Source organism: Gordonia sp. AC31 (assembly GCF_031844505.1).
In the GTDB taxonomy this organism is placed as follows: domain Bacteria; phylum Actinomycetota; class Actinomycetes; order Mycobacteriales; family Mycobacteriaceae; genus Gordonia; species Gordonia hongkongensis.
The window spans coordinates 102624-120180 of sequence record NZ_JAUZVK010000016.1; the positions used below are offsets into that span (position 1 = coordinate 102624).

A 17557-nucleotide genomic window follows, 5' to 3' on the forward strand; every position below is an offset into this window, starting at 1 on the left:
CTCTGCCTCTGAGGCGCGAGCCTCCCCATGCTCCCTGAGGTGCGAGCCTCCCCATGCTCCCTGAGGTGCGAGCGAAGCGAGCCACGAAGGGCATGGCGAGGCACCCTCACCACGCCCTTCGTGGCTCGTCGCTATCGCTCCTCGCACCTCAGGGAGCACAAGGTTCGCAACTCAGCGAGCCGGGGCGGGACTCCGCGCGCAGCTCAGGGAGCAAGGGGGTCAGCACCACTCACGGGATCCACCCGTTGTGCCGCGGATAGCGCGCGCGGAGGTGACCGTAGACATAGGTGCTGACCAGGAGTGCGACGCCCGCACCGATCGACGGCCACAAGAACACGTTGTCGAGTGAATCGCGGATCGCCGCGACCGCCCAGCCGATCACGAGCAGCACGAGCGCGATGGTCGCCAGGATGCGGATGACGAGCACCACGGTGGCGAGCACCGCCCACAACGCCTCCCGCGCACGCCCCGGCCGTCCACCCACGACGTCATCGTAGTGTCGTGCCGGCCCGCGGGTGCTCTCCTGCGTCTCGCATTTGTGCCCACCGGCCGGCACCACATGGACAATGGAGGAATGAAGACCATCCTCAACGTCATCTGGCTCGTCCTGTGCGGACTGTGGATGGCGATCGGTTACGTCGTCGCGGGCATCATCTGCTGCATCCTCATCATCACCATCCCCTTCGGCATCGCGTCGTTCCGGATGGCGAGCTACGCGCTCTGGCCCTTCGGACGAACCGTGATCCGCAAGCCGACCGCGGGTGTGGCATCGACGATCGGCAACGTCATCTGGATCATCGTGGCCGGCCTCTGGCTCGCGATCGGTCACATCACGACCGGCCTGGCGATGTGCCTGACGATCATCGGCATCCCCCTCGGCATCGCGAGTTTCAAGATGGTTCCGGTGTCGCTGCTCCCGCTGGGTGCCGAGATCGTCCCGACCGATCAGCAGATGCCCGGCGGTACGCCGGTGCGGGTGTGATCCACCGAACGTCGCGCTGACCTCCCCCGACCCATCCGCCTCGCCGGTGGATCCGAACAGGTGGCATGACACACGGGTCCCAGACTGACGTCGCGAGCGCCAGGCCCCGTACGGACGCGGCGCTGCCGCCGGTGGCGATGGCCTATTTCTCGCTGCACGCCACCGGCGCCCGACTCCACCAGGAGTCGTTCAGCCGACGGCCCGGATACCCCGATCACCCGCAGCGAACGTCATACTTCTTGCCGCAGCCCCGTTGCCTCCGGGCCCACGCGGAAACGTGACACCCGCCCGCCGGAAGCGGCGTTCGGGGGGACAACGACACATCGTTCGACGACGGCAGGAGGCACGCGATGTCTGAGCATCTCGATCCCGACGCTGCCGATCTGCTGGAGATGGCACCGCTCGTCGCCCTCGACGCACTCTCCGATGTCGAACTGCGCGACGTCCAGGCGCGCGTCGCGGCGGCGCCGCACGATGTCCGCGCCCTGTTCGACAAGCAGGTCCGCGCGACCCGCGAGGCGCTGGCCGCGATGAGCAAGACGACCGCCACGCCACCTCCGCCGACGCTCCGCGACCGCATCCTGTCCGCCGCGCGCGCCGACGCGGGTCTCGACGCGCCGGACGTCGCCGAACCGGCGGGCGCGTCCGCGTCCGGGCCGGTCGTGTCCGGCGCGTCGGATCATCCGATGCCCCCGCAGGACCCCGCATCAGCCGGCACCGACGTCGGGCAACCGGAATCCGCCGCCGGCTCCCCGGCGACCGGGGCCGATGACCGACGCAGGTCTCGCCGTTGGACATATCTCGCCGCCGCGGCGGTCCTCGCCGTCGCCATCGGCGCCGCCGGGTGGGTCATCGGACAGTCGAGTTCCCCGGAACCGGAGGTGCGCCCGCTTGCTTCACCGGCCGAGCAGGTCTTCTCCGCGGAGGACCTGCGATCGACCGGCGGTCCGGTCGCGACCGGGAACGTCACCGTCTACCTCGCGAAGTCTGCGGACACCGGCGTACTGGTCATGGATTCGGTCCCGCCGCCTCAACCGGGGACGGTGTATCAGATGTGGCTCATCGGGCCGGACGGCGCCCGCTCGGCCGGCACGATGACCGACAAGGACGTCGAACCGGTCACCACCGCCGTCTTGTCCGGGATCAACTCCGCCTCGACGCTGGCGTTCACCGTCGAACCACCCGGCGGTTCGGACCGGCCCACCACCACTCCGGTGGCGCAGTTGTCGCTGACCTGACCGGGCCGTTTCCTGGAAACCACCCCGTGGAGCCGGGCCGGCGGCATATATCGGCGGCTGTCCGGTTTCCACGGGTGGCTTCCAGAGCTCACTTCAACAACGCGCGGATCGCCTCGATGCTGTCGGCTTGGGCCGCGGTCTTGTCCGGCCGATATCGGACCACGCGCGCGAAGCGCAGCGCGACACCACCCGGGTAGCGCGAACTCCGTTGCGCACCATCGAGTTCGATTTCGACGACGATCTCGGGGCGCAGGTGGATCGTGTACGAGTCCCGGTGCGTCTCGTGTTTCGGGAACTCCTCGGTTTGCCAGCGCAGCAGCTCGTCGGTCAGGCCCTTGAACGTCTTGCCGACCATCACGAGTTCCCCCGTCTCCGGATCGCGGGCGCCGAGATGCAGGTTCGACAGCCAGCCCGAGCGACGCCCCGACCCCCACTCGGCACCCAGCACGACGAGGTCGAAGGTGTGCGTCGGTTTGACCTTCTGCCATGCCTTTCCACGACGGCCGGCCACGTACAGGCCGTCGAGCGATTTGACCATCACACCCTCGTGACCGTCGGCCATCGCGGCGTCGAAGTGGTTGCGCGCCTCCTCGACACTCGGCCGCGTCACGGCCGGGATACGCAGCTGCGGGGCGATCGAGTCGATGGCGGCGAGCCGCTCGGACAGCGGGCGGTCGATCAGGTCGGTGCCGTCGAGATGCAGGCAGTCGAAGAAGAACGGCTTGAGCAGGCGTTCGGGTTCACCCGCCGCCGTGGGCCCGGAACCGAAGCGGCTCATGGTGTCCTGGAACGACCGCGGTCGGCCGTCGTCGGACAGCATCAACGTCTCCCCGTCGAGGATGACCGAGTCGCACGGTAGCGCGGCGATCACCGAGACGAGGTCGGGCACGTTGGCCGTCACGTTCCGCAATGTGCGGGTGAACACCGAGACCTCGGTTCCCTTGCGGTGAACCTGGATCCGCGCTCCGTCGAGTTTGTAGTCGACGATGAGGTCGGGCCCGAGGAGCGCGAGAGCGGAATCGAGATCGTCAGCGGGGGTCGCGAGCATGGGTTCGACGGCACGACCGACCTCGAGGCCCACCGCGGCCAACGCTTCGGCCCCGAACCGGGCCAGCGCCGCGGTCTCCGGCAGCGAACCGGTCAGCATGTTCGCCCGACGCACCAGCACCAGATCCTGGCCGGTGACCTTGGCGATGGCGTCGGTCATGACCCCGGCGAGTGCTCCCTGCCGCAGTTCGCCGGTGAGCAGTGCCACGAGGAACTTCTGCTCGGCTTCGGTCGACGCCGCGAACAGGGACGCGATGATCTCGCCGCGGCGCTTCGTCGAACCGGGACCCGACGCCGACGCGAGCTCACCAAGTGCGGCATCGACGGCCGCGACCTCCAGAGTCGGCGACTCCGCGGGTGCCGCAATCAGTTTCGACAACGACCGCCATCCGACGCCGAGACGCCCTTGGGGGATCTCGCCGGAAAGCCATGCGACGACGATCGGCAGTTCCGCGTCCGTCGTCGCCGAGAGCGCCTCCGCGAGCACCGCTGTCTTGCGGGTTCGCGACCGGTCACGCGCGACATCCGCGGAGGTCTGGACGACGTCGGTCAGCTTCATGTCGCCTCACCTGCAACCGGACGGGCATTCACCCGTTCGACGGTACGCCGTGCCGCCGACAATCCCGGTCGGCAGCGCGGCTGACTCAGACCTCGGTGAGGTCGACGGTCTTGGTCTCCTTGACGCTGAGCAGGGCGATCATCGTGGCGCAGGCGGCGACCGCGAGGTACACGCCCACCCAGCCGACGCCGTAGTCCGCGACGATCCACGTCGCGATGAACGGGGCCACGGCGGCGCCGAGGATCGACGCCACGTTGTAGGCGATCCCCGAACCCGTGTAGCGCACGTTGGTCGGGAACAGCTCGGGCAGGATCGCGCTCATCGGCCCGAAGGTGAGCCCCATCAACGTCATCCCGAGGATCAGGAAGAACAGCATCATTCCGTCGGTCATCGATGACGGATCGAGCAGCCACTGGAAGCACAGGCCGAACACGATGATCGCAGCGGTGATGATGATGAGGAACGCACGTCGCCCGTACCGATCGGCCAGACGTCCCGAGATCGGCACGCATGCGGCGAAGAAGAGGACCGCGACAAGCTGCAGCTGCAGGAAGTCGACGTAGCTGATGGAGAGCTTGACACCCGATTCGTCGGTCACCTTGCCGGTGCCGTACGAGATCACCCAGGTGGTCACGATGTAGAACAGCGTGTACGTCGCGACCATGATGAACGTGCCCGCGATGAGCGGACGCCAGCTGGTCTTGACGACCTCGGCGAGCGGCGCCTTGACCTTCTTGCCGTCGGCGACAGCCTTCGCGAACACCGGTGTCTCGGTGAGCTTCAGCCGGACATACAGCCCCACGGCCACCATGATGGCGCTGGCCAGGAACGGGATTCGCCAGCCCCAGGTCATGAAGGCATGGTCCGGGTCGGCGGACGCGGCGTCGAAGTCGAGGGCGAGCATCAGCAGCAGGAAGGTGCCGTTGGCGAAGAAGAAGCCGATGGGTGCGCCGAGCTGCGGCCACATGGCCGCCCAGGCGCGTTTGCCCTTCTCGGCCGTCTCGGTCGCGAGAAGCGCTGCGCCCGACCACTCTCCACCCAACCCGAGGCCCTGGCAGAAGCGCATGAGCGCGAGCAGTGCCGGTGCGAGGTAGCCGACGGAGTCGTACGTGGGCAGCAGACCGATCACGAAGGTGGCTATGCCCATGGTGAGGAGCGACCCCACCAGTGTCGCCTTGCGGCCGACGCGATCCCCGAAGTGGCCGAACAGGATCGAGCCGATGGGTCGCGCCACGAAGGCGAGTCCGAAGGTCGCGAACGACGACAGCAGCGCCGCGGTGTCGTCCCCCTTGGGGAAGAACAGCACCGGGAACACGAGGACCGCGGCCGTCGCATAGATGTAGAAGTCGAAGAACTCGATGCTCGTCCCGATCATCGACGCGATCACGATGCGGCTACGGGGTACCGGCGCCTGATCGGGGTGGTCGATGTTGCGGACCGCGGAATCGCTCATCCGCGCGACGTTACGCCTGCGGCTCGAGCGGCCGATTCCGACCCCTGAGAAGAGGCTGAGCGGACCGCGACACCCAACGGACGCGGCTCATCGCAGTCCAACCGCGACTGCTCACTGGTCCCGGTGTGGACCCGTCAGTTGGACGAGGACGTCGACTGCCGTTGCCAGATCGGCATCCTCGAGGTCCGAGAGCATTGTCTGTACGACCCCTCGGACGATGTCGGGTCGCGGCTGGTACCGGATGTCGATTGCGGTCGCGATGTTCCACGTGAGCAGGAAGGCATCGCGGACCGCGTGATCGTAGAGAGCTTGCACAGTTGTGTGGGTGCCGTCGAGGTCGACGACCCGTTGCGTGTCGAGGACTTCGGCGAAGGCGGCGACCAGCAGGTCGGCACTTCGCCGGTATCGGTGTTCGAATCCGCCTCCGTACTGGTCCGCCACCAGCGGGAACGATGCCCTGTCCATCGGTGCAGCTCGCCGAGAGTTCAGCTCCTCGCCGGTGAGGAGCGCTGTGAGACGCGTGTTTCGTTCGACGGCGGCCAGGTATAGATCACCGAGGTCGCCCGACCCCGAAGTGGTCCGGATGCCCATGTCGCCGACTGTCATCTCCGAGACATGCGCACCCACATCGTCAGTGACCGCCCGCAAAGCCGGTGTGTCCATTCGACGCCCCTTCTTCCAGACAATGCCCGATCAATCTGTCGATCAGGCCCGGTGGACCGCGATGATGAGAGGATGCTCCCGCACCGCACGGGAGAAGCCGTTCGCAGCGATCGTCTACCACGGTAGACGATCGCAGAGGGGATGTCGATGGTGAACGACGACAGGGGCTCGGGCGCAGAGCCCGATCTCGGCGCACTTCTCGGGCGACTGATACCGCATCTGATGACCCGCGAGGAGCCGATCCTCCGGGCCGCCGGGCTGTCGATGTGGGAGTACGCCATCGTGCGCGAGGTCGCTGCGACACCGGCAGTGTCGCAGCGTGAGTTGTCCGAACGCACCGGGCGAGATCCGACACGGCTCGGCAAGCACCTGGACGAACTCCAACGGCGGGGCATCGTGTCCAGGGACAGGTCGGGGAGTCGTCGCCAGTGGACCGTCTCGATCACGACGGAGGGGCGTTCACTACTCGACGGCGTCCGGGCCGAGATCCGGGCCGTGGAAGACGAGCTACTCAGCGGCGCCATGTCGGACAGTCAGGCGGCGACCTTCCGGCGGTTGCTGAAAAGCCTTGTCGCAGAGATCTCCTGAAGGTCTTCGAGGCCGGCTGACTACCGGCAACTGCCGGTAGTCGGCCGAGCCACAACGCCGTCAGCTACCCCGCTTGATCCACTCTTCGAGATGAGGAGCTTCGTCGCCGACGGTCGTGCCGTCGCCGTGTCCGGTGTACACCTTGGTCTCGGGGTCGAGGGTGAAGATCTTCTCGGTGATCGAGGCGATGATCGTCGGGAAGCTCGAGTACGAGCGGCCTGTTGCGCCGGGCCCGCCCTGGAACAGGGTGTCGCCGGAGAACAGCACCTTGGCCTCGGGCAGGTGGATGACCGACGAGCCCGGCGAGTGGCCCGGGGTGTTGATGATCGTCAGCTCGGTACCGGCGACCCCGATCTTCTGCCCGTCCTCGAGATCCTGGTGCGCGACATCGGGATGGGTGTCGTTCCACAGCATGTCGTCGCCGGGGTGCAGCAGGATCGGCGCTCCGGTGGCCTGCGACAGTTCCGGGGCAACGGTGACGTGGTCGTTGTGCCCGTGGGTCAGCACGATCGCCTTGACCGTGCGGTTGCCGACGCCGGCGAGGATCGGCTGCGCCGAGTGTGCGGCGTCGATGATGATGACCTCGTCGTCGTCGCCGACCAGCCACACATTGTTGTCGACGTCCCAGGTGCCGCCGTCGAGGCTGAAGGTGCCCGAGGTGACGACGTTGTCGATACGCAGTTCGCCGCTCACAGCTCGACCACCGATCGCAGCACCTTGCCGGCCTCCATCGCCGAGAACGCAGCCTCGACGTCGTTGATGCCGATGCGCTCGGTGACGAACTTGTCCAGCGGCAGACGACCCTGCTCGTAGAGATCGATCAGCATCGGGAAGTCGCGTTCGGGGAGGCAATCGCCGTACCACGACGACTTCAACGCACCACCGCGGGAGAAGAAGTCGACCAGCGGCATCTCCAAGGTCATCTCTGGGGTCGGCACACCGACCAGCACGACGACCCCGGCGAGATCGCGCGCGTAGAAGGCCTGCTTGTAGGTTTCCGGGCGGCCGACCGCATCGATCACGACGTCGGCGCCGTTGCCGTCGGTCAGTTCCTGCACCGCGGCGATCACATCATCGACCTTCGAGCCGTCGATGGTGTGGGTGGCACCGAGGTCTTTCGCCCACTCCAGCTTCGACGCATCGCGGTCGATCGCGATGATCGTCGTCGCACCGGCCAACCGGGCACCGGCGATCGCGGCGTCACCGACACCGCCACACCCGATGACCGCGACCGAGTCGCCGCGGCCGACGTTGCCGGTGTTCATCGCCGCCCCGATACCGGCCATCACGCCGCAGCCGAGCAGCCCGGCCACGGCAGGGTCGGTGTCGGGATTGACCTTGGTGCACTGCAATTCGTGGATCAGTGTCTTCTCGGCGAACGCGCCGATGCCCAGCGCCGGGGTCAGTTCGGTGCCGTCGGTCAGGGTCATCGGGACGCTGGCGTTGAAGGTGTCGAAGCAGTACCACGGACGCCCCCGCTTACATGCTCGACACTGCCCGCACACCGCCCGCCAGTTCAGGACGACGAAGTCGCCGACCTCGACATGAGTGACATCGGAACCAACCGTCTCGACCACACCCGCGGCCTCGTGGCCGAGCAGGAACGGGTACTCGTCGTTGATGCCGCCCTCGCGGTAGGCCAGGTCGGTGTGGCAGACACCGCACGCCTTGATCGCCACCACCACATCACGCGCACCCGGGTCCGGGATCACCACGTCCACGACCTCTGTCGGCGCCTTCTTGCTGCGCGAGATCACTCCCTTGACTGTCTGCGACATACGTTGTTCCTTCCGCAACTGCGTTGTTCGGGGTACGGGTGCGACGTGTGCTGCGAGTGCGGCGACGCATGGGTGACGTCGCCGGAACACATCGCCACAACCTTATCGGTACCGATCAATATCGACTACTCAGAGTGGTCGTCGTCTACTGTGATTATCCACGCGCCCGTTCGGATGTAACCGTAGTTCGACGAACCGCGCACCCGCTTCGGATTCGGTCATCGTGAACACCGCGTCCGATCCGTCCACCCCGATCCCGTTGTTTGACCACCGACGCATCTGGCAACCCTGGTGCGGACCGCTCATCTCCACCACGAGGAGGTAGACCATGGCAGAGAAGAAGAAGGACCCTGGACCTTCGGTCAAGGACGACGAGCTCTACGAGAAGCTGCGCGACGAGGGCAACTCGAAGGAGAAGTCCGCTCGGATCGCCAACGCCGCGGCCAACAGCTCACGGTCGGACGTCGGCAAGAGCGGCGGCAAGTCCGGGTCCTACGAGGACTGGACGGTCGACGAGCTCAAGGACCGCGCCAAGGAACTCGACCTCTCGGGTTACTCCGACCTGAAGAAGGACGAGCTCATCGAGAAGCTGCGGGACCACTGAGACCCGTCTGCTCGGAGAACAGCGAAGCCGCCGACCCGAGGGGTCGGCGGCTTCGATGTGTAAAGGGACGGTGCCGGTCAGTGCGCCTCTCGGCAAACAGGCCGCTCGAAGCGGCAAAAGGGTGGGACCCGGGGCATTGAGTCCGTCACCGTCGCGGGGTACAACTACGACCCCGCTCGGGATATTCCGGCCCTTCCGACGTGACCTGCCCGACACCCACCGATGAGGCCGACCGGCCGGTCATCGGACCAGCCCGACCCGCTGGAACGCGGTCAACGCCGTCTCGCCGGTGTTCCACAGCCCGGTCACGTCACCGCGTGCCCGAGCAGCGGTCGCCGGATCCTGGAGCGCGAGTCCGTTGCGGAACGTCAGCACGTTGTATCCGACGTCGGCGGCCCGCAGCATCGGCCCGGTCGCCCGGCCGGCGCCCACGACGCGGTCGAGGCCCTCACCGACCACGTAGAACCGGAAGATCGGTCCGAGGTTGACGCCGTATTCTCGGAGTGTCGCGGTGACGATCGAATTACCGTGTGCGGCAATTGAGTCGACGATGAAGAAGAAATCCCGCGCATTCGCCGTCGTGGCCTGGGCGTCGGCGGTCGCATACGCGAGATCGACGGTGATGTGTGCGTTGTAGCCGGCCATCGCGACCCGTTGGCCGGGGACGGCGCAGTCGTCGGCCATGTCGAAGTAGTGCCGCCACTGGGGTGCGACAGGTCCGCCGCCGAATTCGCCTCGCACGGCGTCGAGGAACCGGTTGAGGAGTTCGAGACTGATGACGGGCGCCCACCGCGGCGTCTGAAACACGCGCGGAGTGTTCTGCAGCGGCATCACCGCGTCGCGTTCCACTGCGGCCAGTCCGAGGGCGAACAACCCGCGACGGTCGCGGCGGTCGGTGAGTATGTCGACGATCCCGTACAGCTTCGCGACGTTGCGTCGTAGCTGCACGAGCGGGAGGTCCCGCGAATCCTGATCGTAGGTACTGAGTTCGACGATCCGCTCGCGGTCGGCCGGGCGGAGCTCGGTGCCACACGTCTCGGCCGGTACCGCCGTCGACGTTGCCGGCACGGCGACGAGAAGTGTTCCGAACAGAGCTGCGGTCAGCAGTGTCGCCGAGAGTGTTCGCATGGAACCCGGTGTTACCCCTCCGCGCGCGGATCAACCCTCCGACCGGGGTCGCGAGACCCTTCGTGACGCGCCCTCCGCAAGCTCCGGGCACTCAGGGAGCAGGGTGACGCGCCGCCGCCCTCCGCAAGCTCCGGGCACTCCTCAGGGAGCAGGGTGACGCGCCGCCCTCCGCAAGCTCCGGGCGCTCCTCACTGAGTGGAGTCCGTCAGGGCAGGAGGCCGGCGCTGCGGGCGGTCACCACGGCTTCCAATCGCGACGACGCCCCGAGCTTGCGCATCGCATCCTTCATGTAGCCCTTCACCGTGTACACGGTGACGCCGAGGGTCTCGGCGATCCGGGCGTTCGAGTAGCCCAGTGCGGCAAGGGAGATCACGTCCTGCTCCCGACCGGTCAGGTCCACCTGTGTCTGCGCCACCGGGTCCGCGGCAACCAGGACCTCGGTGATCGCGGCGAGTTCATCGGCGAGCCGGGCGTCGTCGACGGTGTCGGCCAGCGATCGGAGTCGGGCGTAGGCCGCCGTCATCCGGTCGCGCATCTCGGCCTCGTCCTGTGCGGCGTGCTCCAGACGTGCGCGGGATGCGACGATCTCGTGTTCGACGGTGCGCGCCTCCATGGCGAGGACGTCGAGCATCCGTCCGCCGATCGGGTCCGGCGTGTGCAACGCGCCGTAGAGCACCGCGACGGGCGAGCGGTCGACGATCACCGGCGCGGCCATCATGGCGCGCAGTCCCTCCCGCTCGATGATCGTGTTGTAGCGATGGGTGATGCGTGGGGTGCGGAGGTAGTCGTCGACGACCATCGGGCGGTTCAGCGAGACGACCTTGCCGCCCAGCCCGTGGCCGACGTCGACCGACACGCCGTTCAACGCTCCCACCGTCGATCCGGCGAAATGCTGCAGGCGCAGGTTCGACGGACCGCTGAGGACGCCCGCGAAGGCCAGCGGCACCCCGCTGGACCTGCGCACTCGACGCAACGCCTCGGTGACGATCCCGCTCAGCGGCTCGGGCATCTCACCTCACTTCTCCCCCTCTTCAGGGGGTGTTCCGGGGGCATGTCGCGGAGGACACTGTGACTCAGCTTACTCAGTACGGAGCGAGGTTCACGATGACACAGGCCACCACGAAGCCCGTCGACATGGTCGACCGCTGGTTGGGAATCTACGGGGCGCCCGACGCCGACGCCGCGTCGCTGCTCGTCGACGGTCACGATCCCGACGCGATCGCCTTCACCGTGATCGAGGTCGAGCAGACCGGCGATCAGCAGTCCGGCGGTGTTCGCCCGGTCACCACCGACATCACTTATGGCGAGCTCGCCGAGCGGTCCAAGCGACTCGCCGCGGCTCTCGCGGAGATGGGCGTCGGTCGCGGCGACACGGTGGGCGTCCTCATGGGCAAACGCGAGGAACTCGTCGTCTCGCTCCTCGCGATCGCCCGACTCGGCGCGATCTACATCCCGCTGTTCACCGCGTTCGCCACACCCGCGATCGAGATGCGCCTGGCGGCCGGCGACGCGAAGGTCGTCATCACCGAGCCGAGTCAGGCGGACAAACTCGCCGGCATCGACGGGATCACCACGGTGATCGCCGGCGAGCAGTTCGAGGAACTCATCTCCTCGCATGAACCGGTCACCGAGTCGGTGGCGGTCGGGGGCGACGGCACCCTGATCCTGCTCTTCACCAGCGGCACCACCGGGGCGCCGAAGGGTGTTCCGGTCCCGGTCAAGGCGCTCGCCTCGTTCGTCGCCTACATGCACTTCGGCCTCGACGTCCGCGCCGACGACGTGTTCTGGAACGCCGCCGACCCCGGCTGGGCCTATGGCCTCTACTACGGCGTGCTCGGTCCGCTGGCCGCCGGCCGGCGCAACCTCCTGCTGCACGCCGGATTCACCCCCGAGCTGACCGCGAAGATCCTCGGCGACCTCGGTGTCACCAATTTCGCGGCCGCGCCGACCGTGTACCGCGCGCTCAGCAAGGACTCGCGCATCTCCGGGTTCTCGCTGCGCCGGGCGTCCTCGGCCGGCGAGCCCCTGACCCCCGACGTCATCGACTGGGCGCTCCGCGCCATCGGCACCGAGGTCCGCGACCACTACGGCCAGACCGAACACGGCATGTTCATCAACAACCACTGGCACGAGTCGGTGCACGAGACCCTCGTGCCCGGTTCGATGGGTCAGCCGATGCCCGGCTTCGCCGCAGGCATCGTCGACGGCCAGATCGCCATCGATGTCCCGGCCAGCCCGCTGATGTGGTTCGAGGGCTATTTGGACGCACCGGAGAAGACCAAGCAGCGGTTCTCGCCGGACGGGCGGTGGTACCTGACCGGCGACACCGGCCGGGTCGACGACGAGGGTCGCTACTTCTTCACGGCACGCGACGACGACGTGATCATCATGGCCGGATATCGGATCGGCCCGTTCGACGTCGAGAGCGTCCTGATCACCCACCCGTCGGTCGTCGACGTCGCCGTCGTGGGTCGCCCGGACGAACTCCGCGGTGAGGTCCTCGAGGCCTTCGTCGTCACCGCCGACGGGGTCGAGGGCTCCGACGCTCTCGAGGCCGAGCTCCAGCAGTTGGTCAAGACGCAGTTCGCGGCGCACGCCTACCCGCGCACCGTGCACTTCGTCGACGCCCTGCCCAAGACACCCAGCGGCAAGATCCAGCGGTTCCTGCTCCGCCAGAGATGAGTCGCTCGGGCGCGTAACGGCGCCACCGCGCGGGAGCGATGAACCGGTTGCGCGGCCCACCGAGCCCGGCCGCGCCCAGACCGACCCCGTCGGCCGGGCTTCGACGACCTCGCCCGACCCGACGCGGTCACCGGACGCGCAACCAGCGGATCACACCCCTATCCGCTGGTTGCGCTTCTCCGTCACTCGCACGCTTCGGTCGACGGCGACGGGCCCACCAGCGCCCGTACCGATTCGGGCGGCGTCTCGCCGCTGTGGGTGAGCGGGGCGTCGTACACCGTTCGTACGGGGACCACCCCAGTCCAGTCCGTCGACTCCCCGCCCGGCCCACCGGTCCGTGCCTTGGCGATCCACTGACCGTCGGCGATCGGCAACCGGAGGGCGACGGTCGCCGCCAGCTCCTTGCGGGTCGTCGGCCGAACCTCGGCCACACGCCCGGGAATCAGCTTGTCCGACAGCACTTCGAGGTCCGTCAGGGCATCGCCCGACACTTCGAGTACGCCCCGGATCACCGCCGAACGGTAGTTCGCCGAGTGGTCGAAGAGGGTGTCGGCGACGACGAGGCCGTCCAGGACGAACACCGTGAAGGTCACCGGCGCACCGGCGGCCACGTGCCGCAGTGCGCCCGCCCCGGTGGAACCGTGCAGCAGGATCGAGTCGCCGTCCCGGGCGAAGAGCATCGGCACCGACCACGGCAGTCCGTCGACGACGGTACCGAGGGTCCCGACCTTCGCCTCGTCGAGCAGCGCGTCGAGCAACGCACGGTCGGCGGCCCGTTCGGGTTTGCGCGTCAGGGACGCGAGCGGCGAAGTCGCGTCAGTCGGGGTGCCGCCGTTCGAGGTCATGCGGACATGGTCGCCCGTGCCGGCCCCCGGTTCAACAGATTTGCTGACTCAGACCAGGACTCTGCCACCCGGCTGAAAACCACTCAGCAGACCCAATCGGGCGACATATCGTCGCCGGCGTCGCGCTGCTGGGCGCATTCCAGACGGTTTCTACGACTGATGGAAGAACCCGGCTGAACGAGGACCGAATCTGTCCTCTATCGCTCATAACGTGGTCCTCACACCAACAGAGAGGACACATCATGGGCACCTACACCCCCGCGGAAGTCAGCGTCGACGTCACCGGCGAGAAGAAGGAGCTGCTCACCGTCCTGCAGGACCAGCGCAACATGCTCAAGATCACCGCGCGTGGCCTCTCCGACGCCGACGCGCGCAAGCAGACGACGGTCAGCACCCTCACCATCGGCGCCCTGATCAAGCACCTCGCGCATGGCGAGGAGAACGCTGCCCGCATCATCACCGAGCGGGACGAGAACGCCGAGTTCGACATGAGTCAGGCCATGACCGAGTACGTGATGAGCGACGACGAGACCATCGCCGGGTGGCTGGCCGAGTACGACCGTGCGGCGCTCGAGCTCGATCGCGTGATCGCCGACGCCGAGAACCTCGACGAGCTGATTCCCCAGCCCACCGCGCCGTGGGCGCCCGAGCGCGAGTGGTCGTCGATCCGGACGATGATCATCCATCTCATCCGGGAAACCGCGCACCACTGCGGCCACGCGGACATCATCCGCGAGGCGCTGGACGGCCAGACCACCATGGGCGCGGTCTCCGAAGGCCAGGACTGGGCCGAGGGCTGGGCCGACCAGGATTGGGCCCAGTGACGCCCTCGACGGCCTGACCGACAAGGCGCCCTTCACGATCAGTCTCGTCGTTGACCAATCCGCGGATCGCCCGGCACCGAAGACGTTGTGAGGCTGCCGGCACGGCGCAGTCGACACCCCAACACAGATTGGATCGACGATGATCAAGCGAGTTCCCCGCGTAGCAGGAGCGTTGACCGGACTGGTCCTCGCCGTCGGCGTGATGGCCGGCTGTTCCAGCGACGACTCTGACACCTCGAGCGAGACCACCGGCGCGGCAACCGAATCCAGCGCCATGATGAGCGAGAGCGCGATGGCCGATCCCGCCGCCAATCTCGTCGGACCCGGTTGCGCCGCATACGCCGAGGCCAACCCCTCGGGCCCGGCATCGGTCAACGGCATGTCCAGCGTGCCGGTCGCCACCGCGGCTGCCACCAACCCCGAGCTCACCACGCTGACACAAGCACTTTCGGGCCAGCTGAATCCCGAGGTGAACCTCGTGAAGACGCTGAACGAGGGCGAGTTCACCGTGTTCGCGCCGACCGATGACGCGTTCGCGAAGCTGCCCCCGGAGACCGTCGAGCAGCTCAAGACCGATGCCCCCCTGCTGAACAAGATCCTGACCTACCACGTGGTCGAGGGCCAGGCGGCTCCGGACAAGATCGTCGGTGAGCACACCACTCTCGAAGGTCAGCAGGTGACCGTGACCGGTTCGGGCGACAACCTGAAGGTCAACGAGTCGGGCGTCGTCTGCGGCGGCGTCACCACGTCGAACGCTCAGGTCTACCTGATCGACACGGTGCTGATGCCCCCGGCCGGCGAGTGATCTCACCGTAGCCGCTGTGTGACAGCACTTTCCACGATTCTCACCGACGAGACCCGTCGGTGAGAATCGTGCTGTGCGCGGTCAGTGCCGGGCCGGCTCCACTGTGTCGGCCGACTGAAGGCGACTCTCGGACATCGCCGATACCTGGATCGGCACCCCGGTCATGTTGGCCATCCCGGCGAGTCGCTCGAGATCGGCCGGATCGGAGGAGATGAGCGCGTTGACGTTCACTCCGCCGGCACCCAGATCATTCTCCGCCGCGGCATTCGCCTGCGTCCATCCACCGGAGCCGTTGTGGCCCCAGCCATGCGGAATCGCGACGACACCGGGCTTGATGTCCTCGGTGATGGTGACCGGCAACGAGATCCGTCCGTGTCGGGACGCCACCGTCGCCAGGTCGCCCTCGGCCAGGCCGCGTGCCGTGGCATCGTCCGGATGTATCCGGGCCGCGTGAGACCGTCCGCCGCGCAGCAGCATCGGCGCGTTGTGCTGCCAGCTGTTCTCCGAACGTATCTCGCGCATTCCGATGAGCCGCAACGGATAACCCGTGTCGACGTCCACACCCAGTTGATCGATCTCGGACATCAGTTCCGGCGCAGCCAACCGGATTCGACCGTCGAGGTATGTGACATTCTTGCTCAGCTGCCCGGGTGCGAGGTTCTCGGCGACCACGACCCCATGCGGGTGGTCCTCGACCAGGCGCCGGTAGGTCAACCCGCCCCGACGCAGACCGAATCGGTCCCCGCCCAACCCCATTCGGATCACCAGGTCGGAGATCCCGCGCGGGGTGACCGGACGACCGATGCGTCGCGCCAACCGGTTGCCGACATGTAGCGAACGGATCAGCACATTCTCCGGAGCGAGGAAACCGATGAGCTCGTTGATCACCGTCCACTCCTCCCGCGCTTCACCCTGCGGGGGGATCACCGCCTCGGTCGCCTGCTTGAACGGGGTGGTGAACAGCGCTTGGAACGGGAGCAGGAAATCCTCGCGCTCGTACATCGTGGTCGCCGGCAAGATGTAGTCGGCCCGCGCGTTCGTCTCGTTGCGGTAGATGTCCAGCGACACCATGAGATCGAGTTCGTCCAGCGCCGAACGTAGTTCGTCGCCGTTGGGTACCGACAGCACCGGATTGCCCGCGCTGACGAACAGGGCTCGCAGCTGTCCGCGACCGGGCGTGGTGATCTCCTTGGCCATCAGCGACGCCGGCGCCGTCCCGAGGACCTGTGGCAGATCGCCGACCCGGCTCCGACGTCCGGCCCACCGGAAGCTCGACACCCGTTGCAGCGCGCTCACTCCCAGCCGCTGCCCTGGAATCCCCAGATCACCGAACATCGACCCGCCCGGTACGTCCAGGTTGCCCGCGACGAGGTTCACCATGTCCAGCAGGGCGGTCGTCAGCGTGCCGGTGCGCCCCAGTGAGGTACCCACCCGTCCGTACACCGCGGCCCGCTCCGTGCGGGCGAGCGAGCGGGCGACAGCGCGCACCCGCTCCGGATCGATGTCCGTACGGCCCGCGGTCACCTCCGGCGCATAGGCCGCGACGAGCGTCTCGAGCTCCGCCACGCCGCGCGCCTGCCGCCGGAGCCGGTCACGGTCGGCGAGGTTCTCGTCGAACAGCACGTGCAACAGCGACAGCAGGAACAGCGCGTCGGTGTCGGGCGTGATCGGCAGCCAGTCGAACTCACGGGCCGTCTCGGTGTGCCGGGGATCGACGACGACGACGGACCCGCCGCGCGCGGTGATCGCGTTCAGACCCTCACGGATACGCGGCGAACTCATCACGCTGCCATGCGACACCACCGGATTCGCCCCGATGATGACGAGGTAGTCGACCCGGTTGATGTCGGGAATCGGCGCGGTCAACGGGTTGCCGTACAGGAAGTGACTGGCGACGAAGCGGTTGTTCACGTCCTGGGATCCCGCCGAGTACACGTGCGGCGTCCCGAGGAGGTTCATGAAGATCGCGGTCCACAGCGTGTGCCCGGTCGAGAACGTCGCCGGGTTGCCGAAGTACCAGCCGATCGAGTCGCTGCCGGATTTCTGGTGCACCTCGACGAGCCGGCGGCCGATCTCCTCGAGCGCCGTGTCCCATGAGATCTGCTCGAACTCGCCGTCGGGGCGTCGCCGGAGCGGGTGCCGGAGACGATCGGGATCGTTGACGATCTCGGTGAACGCGACCCCCTTCGGACACGCGAAGCCCCGCGACAGCGGGTGCTCCTTGTCCGGCCGCAACGAGATCAGCCGATCGTCCTCGACGGTCGCGATCATGCCGCACAGCGGCTCGCAGATTCGGCAGTAAGTGTGTTTTTCCATCGGCATCTTGCGTCCCCTGACCTCGCGCGATGACTGGCCGCAGGC

General features: G+C 67.4%; 17 protein-coding genes. 7 read left to right on the top strand and 10 right to left on the bottom strand.

Annotation, left to right across the window (positions count from 1 at the left end; translation table 11 throughout):
* Positions 1-229 precede the first annotated feature (229 nt).
* A complete protein-coding gene (locus Q9R39_RS18385) occupies positions 230-484 on the bottom strand; it encodes a hypothetical protein (protein WP_311277939.1) in 255 nt (84 codons plus the stop codon).
* A 90-nt stretch (positions 485-574) separates the two neighbouring features.
* On the opposite strand from Q9R39_RS18385, the gene Q9R39_RS18390 reads away from it, so the two are divergent.
* Both Q9R39_RS18390 and Q9R39_RS18395 read left to right on the top strand, forming a co-directional pair.
* The gene (locus Q9R39_RS18390; RefSeq protein WP_101822711.1) at positions 575-982 is read left to right on the top strand and encodes a YccF domain-containing protein; all 408 of its coding nucleotides are present in this window, start codon (positions 575-577) and stop codon (positions 980-982) included.
* A gap of 350 nt (positions 983-1332) precedes the next feature.
* Positions 1333-2220: an anti-sigma factor gene (locus tag Q9R39_RS18395; protein WP_078111938.1), complete on the top strand. Its 888-nt coding sequence runs from the start codon at positions 1333-1335 to the stop codon at positions 2218-2220.
* Between the two features lie 88 nt (positions 2221-2308).
* Here the strand turns inward: Q9R39_RS18395 and Q9R39_RS18400 are convergent, their stop codons facing one another.
* The 3 genes from Q9R39_RS18400 to Q9R39_RS18410 form a co-directional block, all read right to left on the bottom strand.
* The gene (locus tag Q9R39_RS18400) at positions 2309-3826 is read right to left on the bottom strand and encodes an ATP-dependent DNA ligase (RefSeq protein WP_058253397.1); all 1518 of its coding nucleotides are present in this window, start codon (positions 3824-3826) and stop codon (positions 2309-2311) included.
* Positions 3827-3911: 85 nt separating this feature from the next.
* On the bottom strand, positions 3912-5279 hold the full coding sequence (locus Q9R39_RS18405; RefSeq protein ID WP_004022229.1) for an MFS transporter: 1368 nt from the start codon (positions 5277-5279) through the stop codon (positions 3912-3914).
* A gap of 111 nt (positions 5280-5390) precedes the next feature.
* A complete protein-coding gene (locus Q9R39_RS18410; RefSeq protein WP_058253399.1) occupies positions 5391-5942 on the bottom strand; it encodes a hypothetical protein in 552 nt (183 codons plus the stop codon).
* A 147-nt stretch (positions 5943-6089) separates the two neighbouring features.
* On the opposite strand from Q9R39_RS18410, the gene Q9R39_RS18415 reads away from it, so the two are divergent.
* Entirely contained in the window at positions 6090-6530 is a 441-nt protein-coding gene (locus Q9R39_RS18415; RefSeq protein ID WP_058253432.1) for a MarR family winged helix-turn-helix transcriptional regulator, read from the top strand.
* Positions 6531-6590: 60 nt separating this feature from the next.
* Here Q9R39_RS18415 and Q9R39_RS18420 read toward each other — a convergent pair whose 3' ends face one another.
* Both Q9R39_RS18420 and Q9R39_RS18425 read right to left on the bottom strand, forming a co-directional pair.
* Positions 6591-7223 carry an MBL fold metallo-hydrolase gene (locus tag Q9R39_RS18420; RefSeq protein ID WP_058253400.1) on the bottom strand — a complete coding sequence of 211 codons (633 nt, stop codon included), beginning with the start codon at positions 7221-7223 and terminating at the stop codon, positions 6591-6593.
* A complete protein-coding gene (locus tag Q9R39_RS18425; RefSeq protein ID WP_058253401.1) occupies positions 7220-8308 on the bottom strand; it encodes an S-(hydroxymethyl)mycothiol dehydrogenase in 1089 nt (362 codons plus the stop codon). The genes Q9R39_RS18420 and Q9R39_RS18425 overlap by 4 nt, the downstream gene beginning before the upstream one ends.
* A gap of 328 nt (positions 8309-8636) precedes the next feature.
* Between Q9R39_RS18425 and Q9R39_RS18430 the strand changes: the two genes are divergently transcribed.
* Complete coding sequence (locus Q9R39_RS18430) at positions 8637-8912, top strand: Rho termination factor N-terminal domain-containing protein (RefSeq protein ID WP_058253403.1); 276 nt, start codon at positions 8637-8639, stop codon at positions 8910-8912.
* Between the two features lie 240 nt (positions 8913-9152).
* On the opposite strand, the gene Q9R39_RS18435 is transcribed toward Q9R39_RS18430, so the two are convergent.
* Both Q9R39_RS18435 and Q9R39_RS18440 read right to left on the bottom strand, forming a co-directional pair.
* Positions 9153-10040 carry a DUF5995 family protein gene (locus tag Q9R39_RS18435; protein ID WP_078111942.1) on the bottom strand — a complete coding sequence of 296 codons (888 nt, stop codon included), beginning with the start codon at positions 10038-10040 and terminating at the stop codon, positions 9153-9155.
* A gap of 205 nt (positions 10041-10245) precedes the next feature.
* Complete coding sequence (locus tag Q9R39_RS18440) at positions 10246-11049, bottom strand: LuxR C-terminal-related transcriptional regulator (protein ID WP_078111943.1); 804 nt, start codon at positions 11047-11049, stop codon at positions 10246-10248.
* Between the two features lie 95 nt (positions 11050-11144).
* Between Q9R39_RS18440 and Q9R39_RS18445 the strand changes: the two genes are divergently transcribed.
* Positions 11145-12722 carry an AMP-binding protein gene (locus Q9R39_RS18445; RefSeq protein WP_078111944.1) on the top strand — a complete coding sequence of 526 codons (1578 nt, stop codon included), beginning with the start codon at positions 11145-11147 and terminating at the stop codon, positions 12720-12722.
* 182 nt (positions 12723-12904) lie between these two features.
* Here the strand turns inward: Q9R39_RS18445 and Q9R39_RS18450 are convergent, their stop codons facing one another.
* Positions 12905-13567: a pyridoxamine 5'-phosphate oxidase family protein gene (locus tag Q9R39_RS18450; RefSeq protein ID WP_058253407.1), complete on the bottom strand. Its 663-nt coding sequence runs from the start codon at positions 13565-13567 to the stop codon at positions 12905-12907.
* Between the two features lie 242 nt (positions 13568-13809).
* Between Q9R39_RS18450 and Q9R39_RS18455 the strand changes: the two genes are divergently transcribed.
* Together Q9R39_RS18455 and Q9R39_RS18460 are read left to right on the top strand one after the other, a co-directional pair.
* A complete protein-coding gene (locus tag Q9R39_RS18455) occupies positions 13810-14391 on the top strand; it encodes a DinB family protein (protein WP_058253408.1) in 582 nt (193 codons plus the stop codon).
* 139 nt (positions 14392-14530) lie between these two features.
* Positions 14531-15196: a fasciclin domain-containing protein gene (locus Q9R39_RS18460; protein WP_004019684.1), complete on the top strand. Its 666-nt coding sequence runs from the start codon at positions 14531-14533 to the stop codon at positions 15194-15196.
* 81 nt (positions 15197-15277) lie between these two features.
* On the opposite strand, the gene Q9R39_RS18465 is transcribed toward Q9R39_RS18460, so the two are convergent.
* Positions 15278-17518: a molybdopterin-dependent oxidoreductase gene (locus tag Q9R39_RS18465; RefSeq protein ID WP_311277940.1), complete on the bottom strand. Its 2241-nt coding sequence runs from the start codon at positions 17516-17518 to the stop codon at positions 15278-15280.
* Positions 17519-17557 lie beyond the last annotated feature (39 nt).

Coding starts and splice junctions, on each gene's coding strand:
- Q9R39_RS18390 (WP_101822711.1), top strand. CDS start 575: ATGAAGACCATCCTCAACGTCATCTGGCTCGTCCTGTGCGGACTGTGG.
- Q9R39_RS18395 (WP_078111938.1), top strand. CDS start 1,333: ATGTCTGAGCATCTCGATCCCGACGCTGCCGATCTGCTGGAGATGGCA.
- Q9R39_RS18400 (WP_058253397.1), bottom strand. CDS start 3,826: ATGAAGCTGACCGACGTCGTCCAGACCTCCGCGGATGTCGCGCGTGAC.
- Q9R39_RS18405 (WP_004022229.1), bottom strand. CDS start 5,279: ATGAGCGATTCCGCGGTCCGCAACATCGACCACCCCGATCAGGCGCCG.
- Q9R39_RS18410 (WP_058253399.1), bottom strand. CDS start 5,942: ATGGACACACCGGCTTTGCGGGCGGTCACTGACGATGTGGGTGCGCAT.
- Q9R39_RS18415 (WP_058253432.1), top strand. CDS start 6,090: ATGGTGAACGACGACAGGGGCTCGGGCGCAGAGCCCGATCTCGGCGCA.
- Q9R39_RS18425 (WP_058253401.1), bottom strand. CDS start 8,308: ATGTCGCAGACAGTCAAGGGAGTGATCTCGCGCAGCAAGAAGGCGCCG.
- Q9R39_RS18430 (WP_058253403.1), top strand. CDS start 8,637: ATGGCAGAGAAGAAGAAGGACCCTGGACCTTCGGTCAAGGACGACGAG.
- Q9R39_RS18435 (WP_078111942.1), bottom strand. CDS start 10,040: ATGCGAACACTCTCGGCGACACTGCTGACCGCAGCTCTGTTCGGAACA.
- Q9R39_RS18440 (WP_078111943.1), bottom strand. CDS start 11,049: ATGCCCGAGCCGCTGAGCGGGATCGTCACCGAGGCGTTGCGTCGAGTG.
- Q9R39_RS18445 (WP_078111944.1), top strand. CDS start 11,145: ATGACACAGGCCACCACGAAGCCCGTCGACATGGTCGACCGCTGGTTG.
- Q9R39_RS18450 (WP_058253407.1), bottom strand. CDS start 13,567: ATGACCTCGAACGGCGGCACCCCGACTGACGCGACTTCGCCGCTCGCG.
- Q9R39_RS18455 (WP_058253408.1), top strand. CDS start 13,810: ATGGGCACCTACACCCCCGCGGAAGTCAGCGTCGACGTCACCGGCGAG.
- Q9R39_RS18460 (WP_004019684.1), top strand. CDS start 14,531: ATGATCAAGCGAGTTCCCCGCGTAGCAGGAGCGTTGACCGGACTGGTC.
- Q9R39_RS18465 (WP_311277940.1), bottom strand. CDS start 17,518: ATGCCGATGGAAAAACACACTTACTGCCGAATCTGCGAGCCGCTGTGC.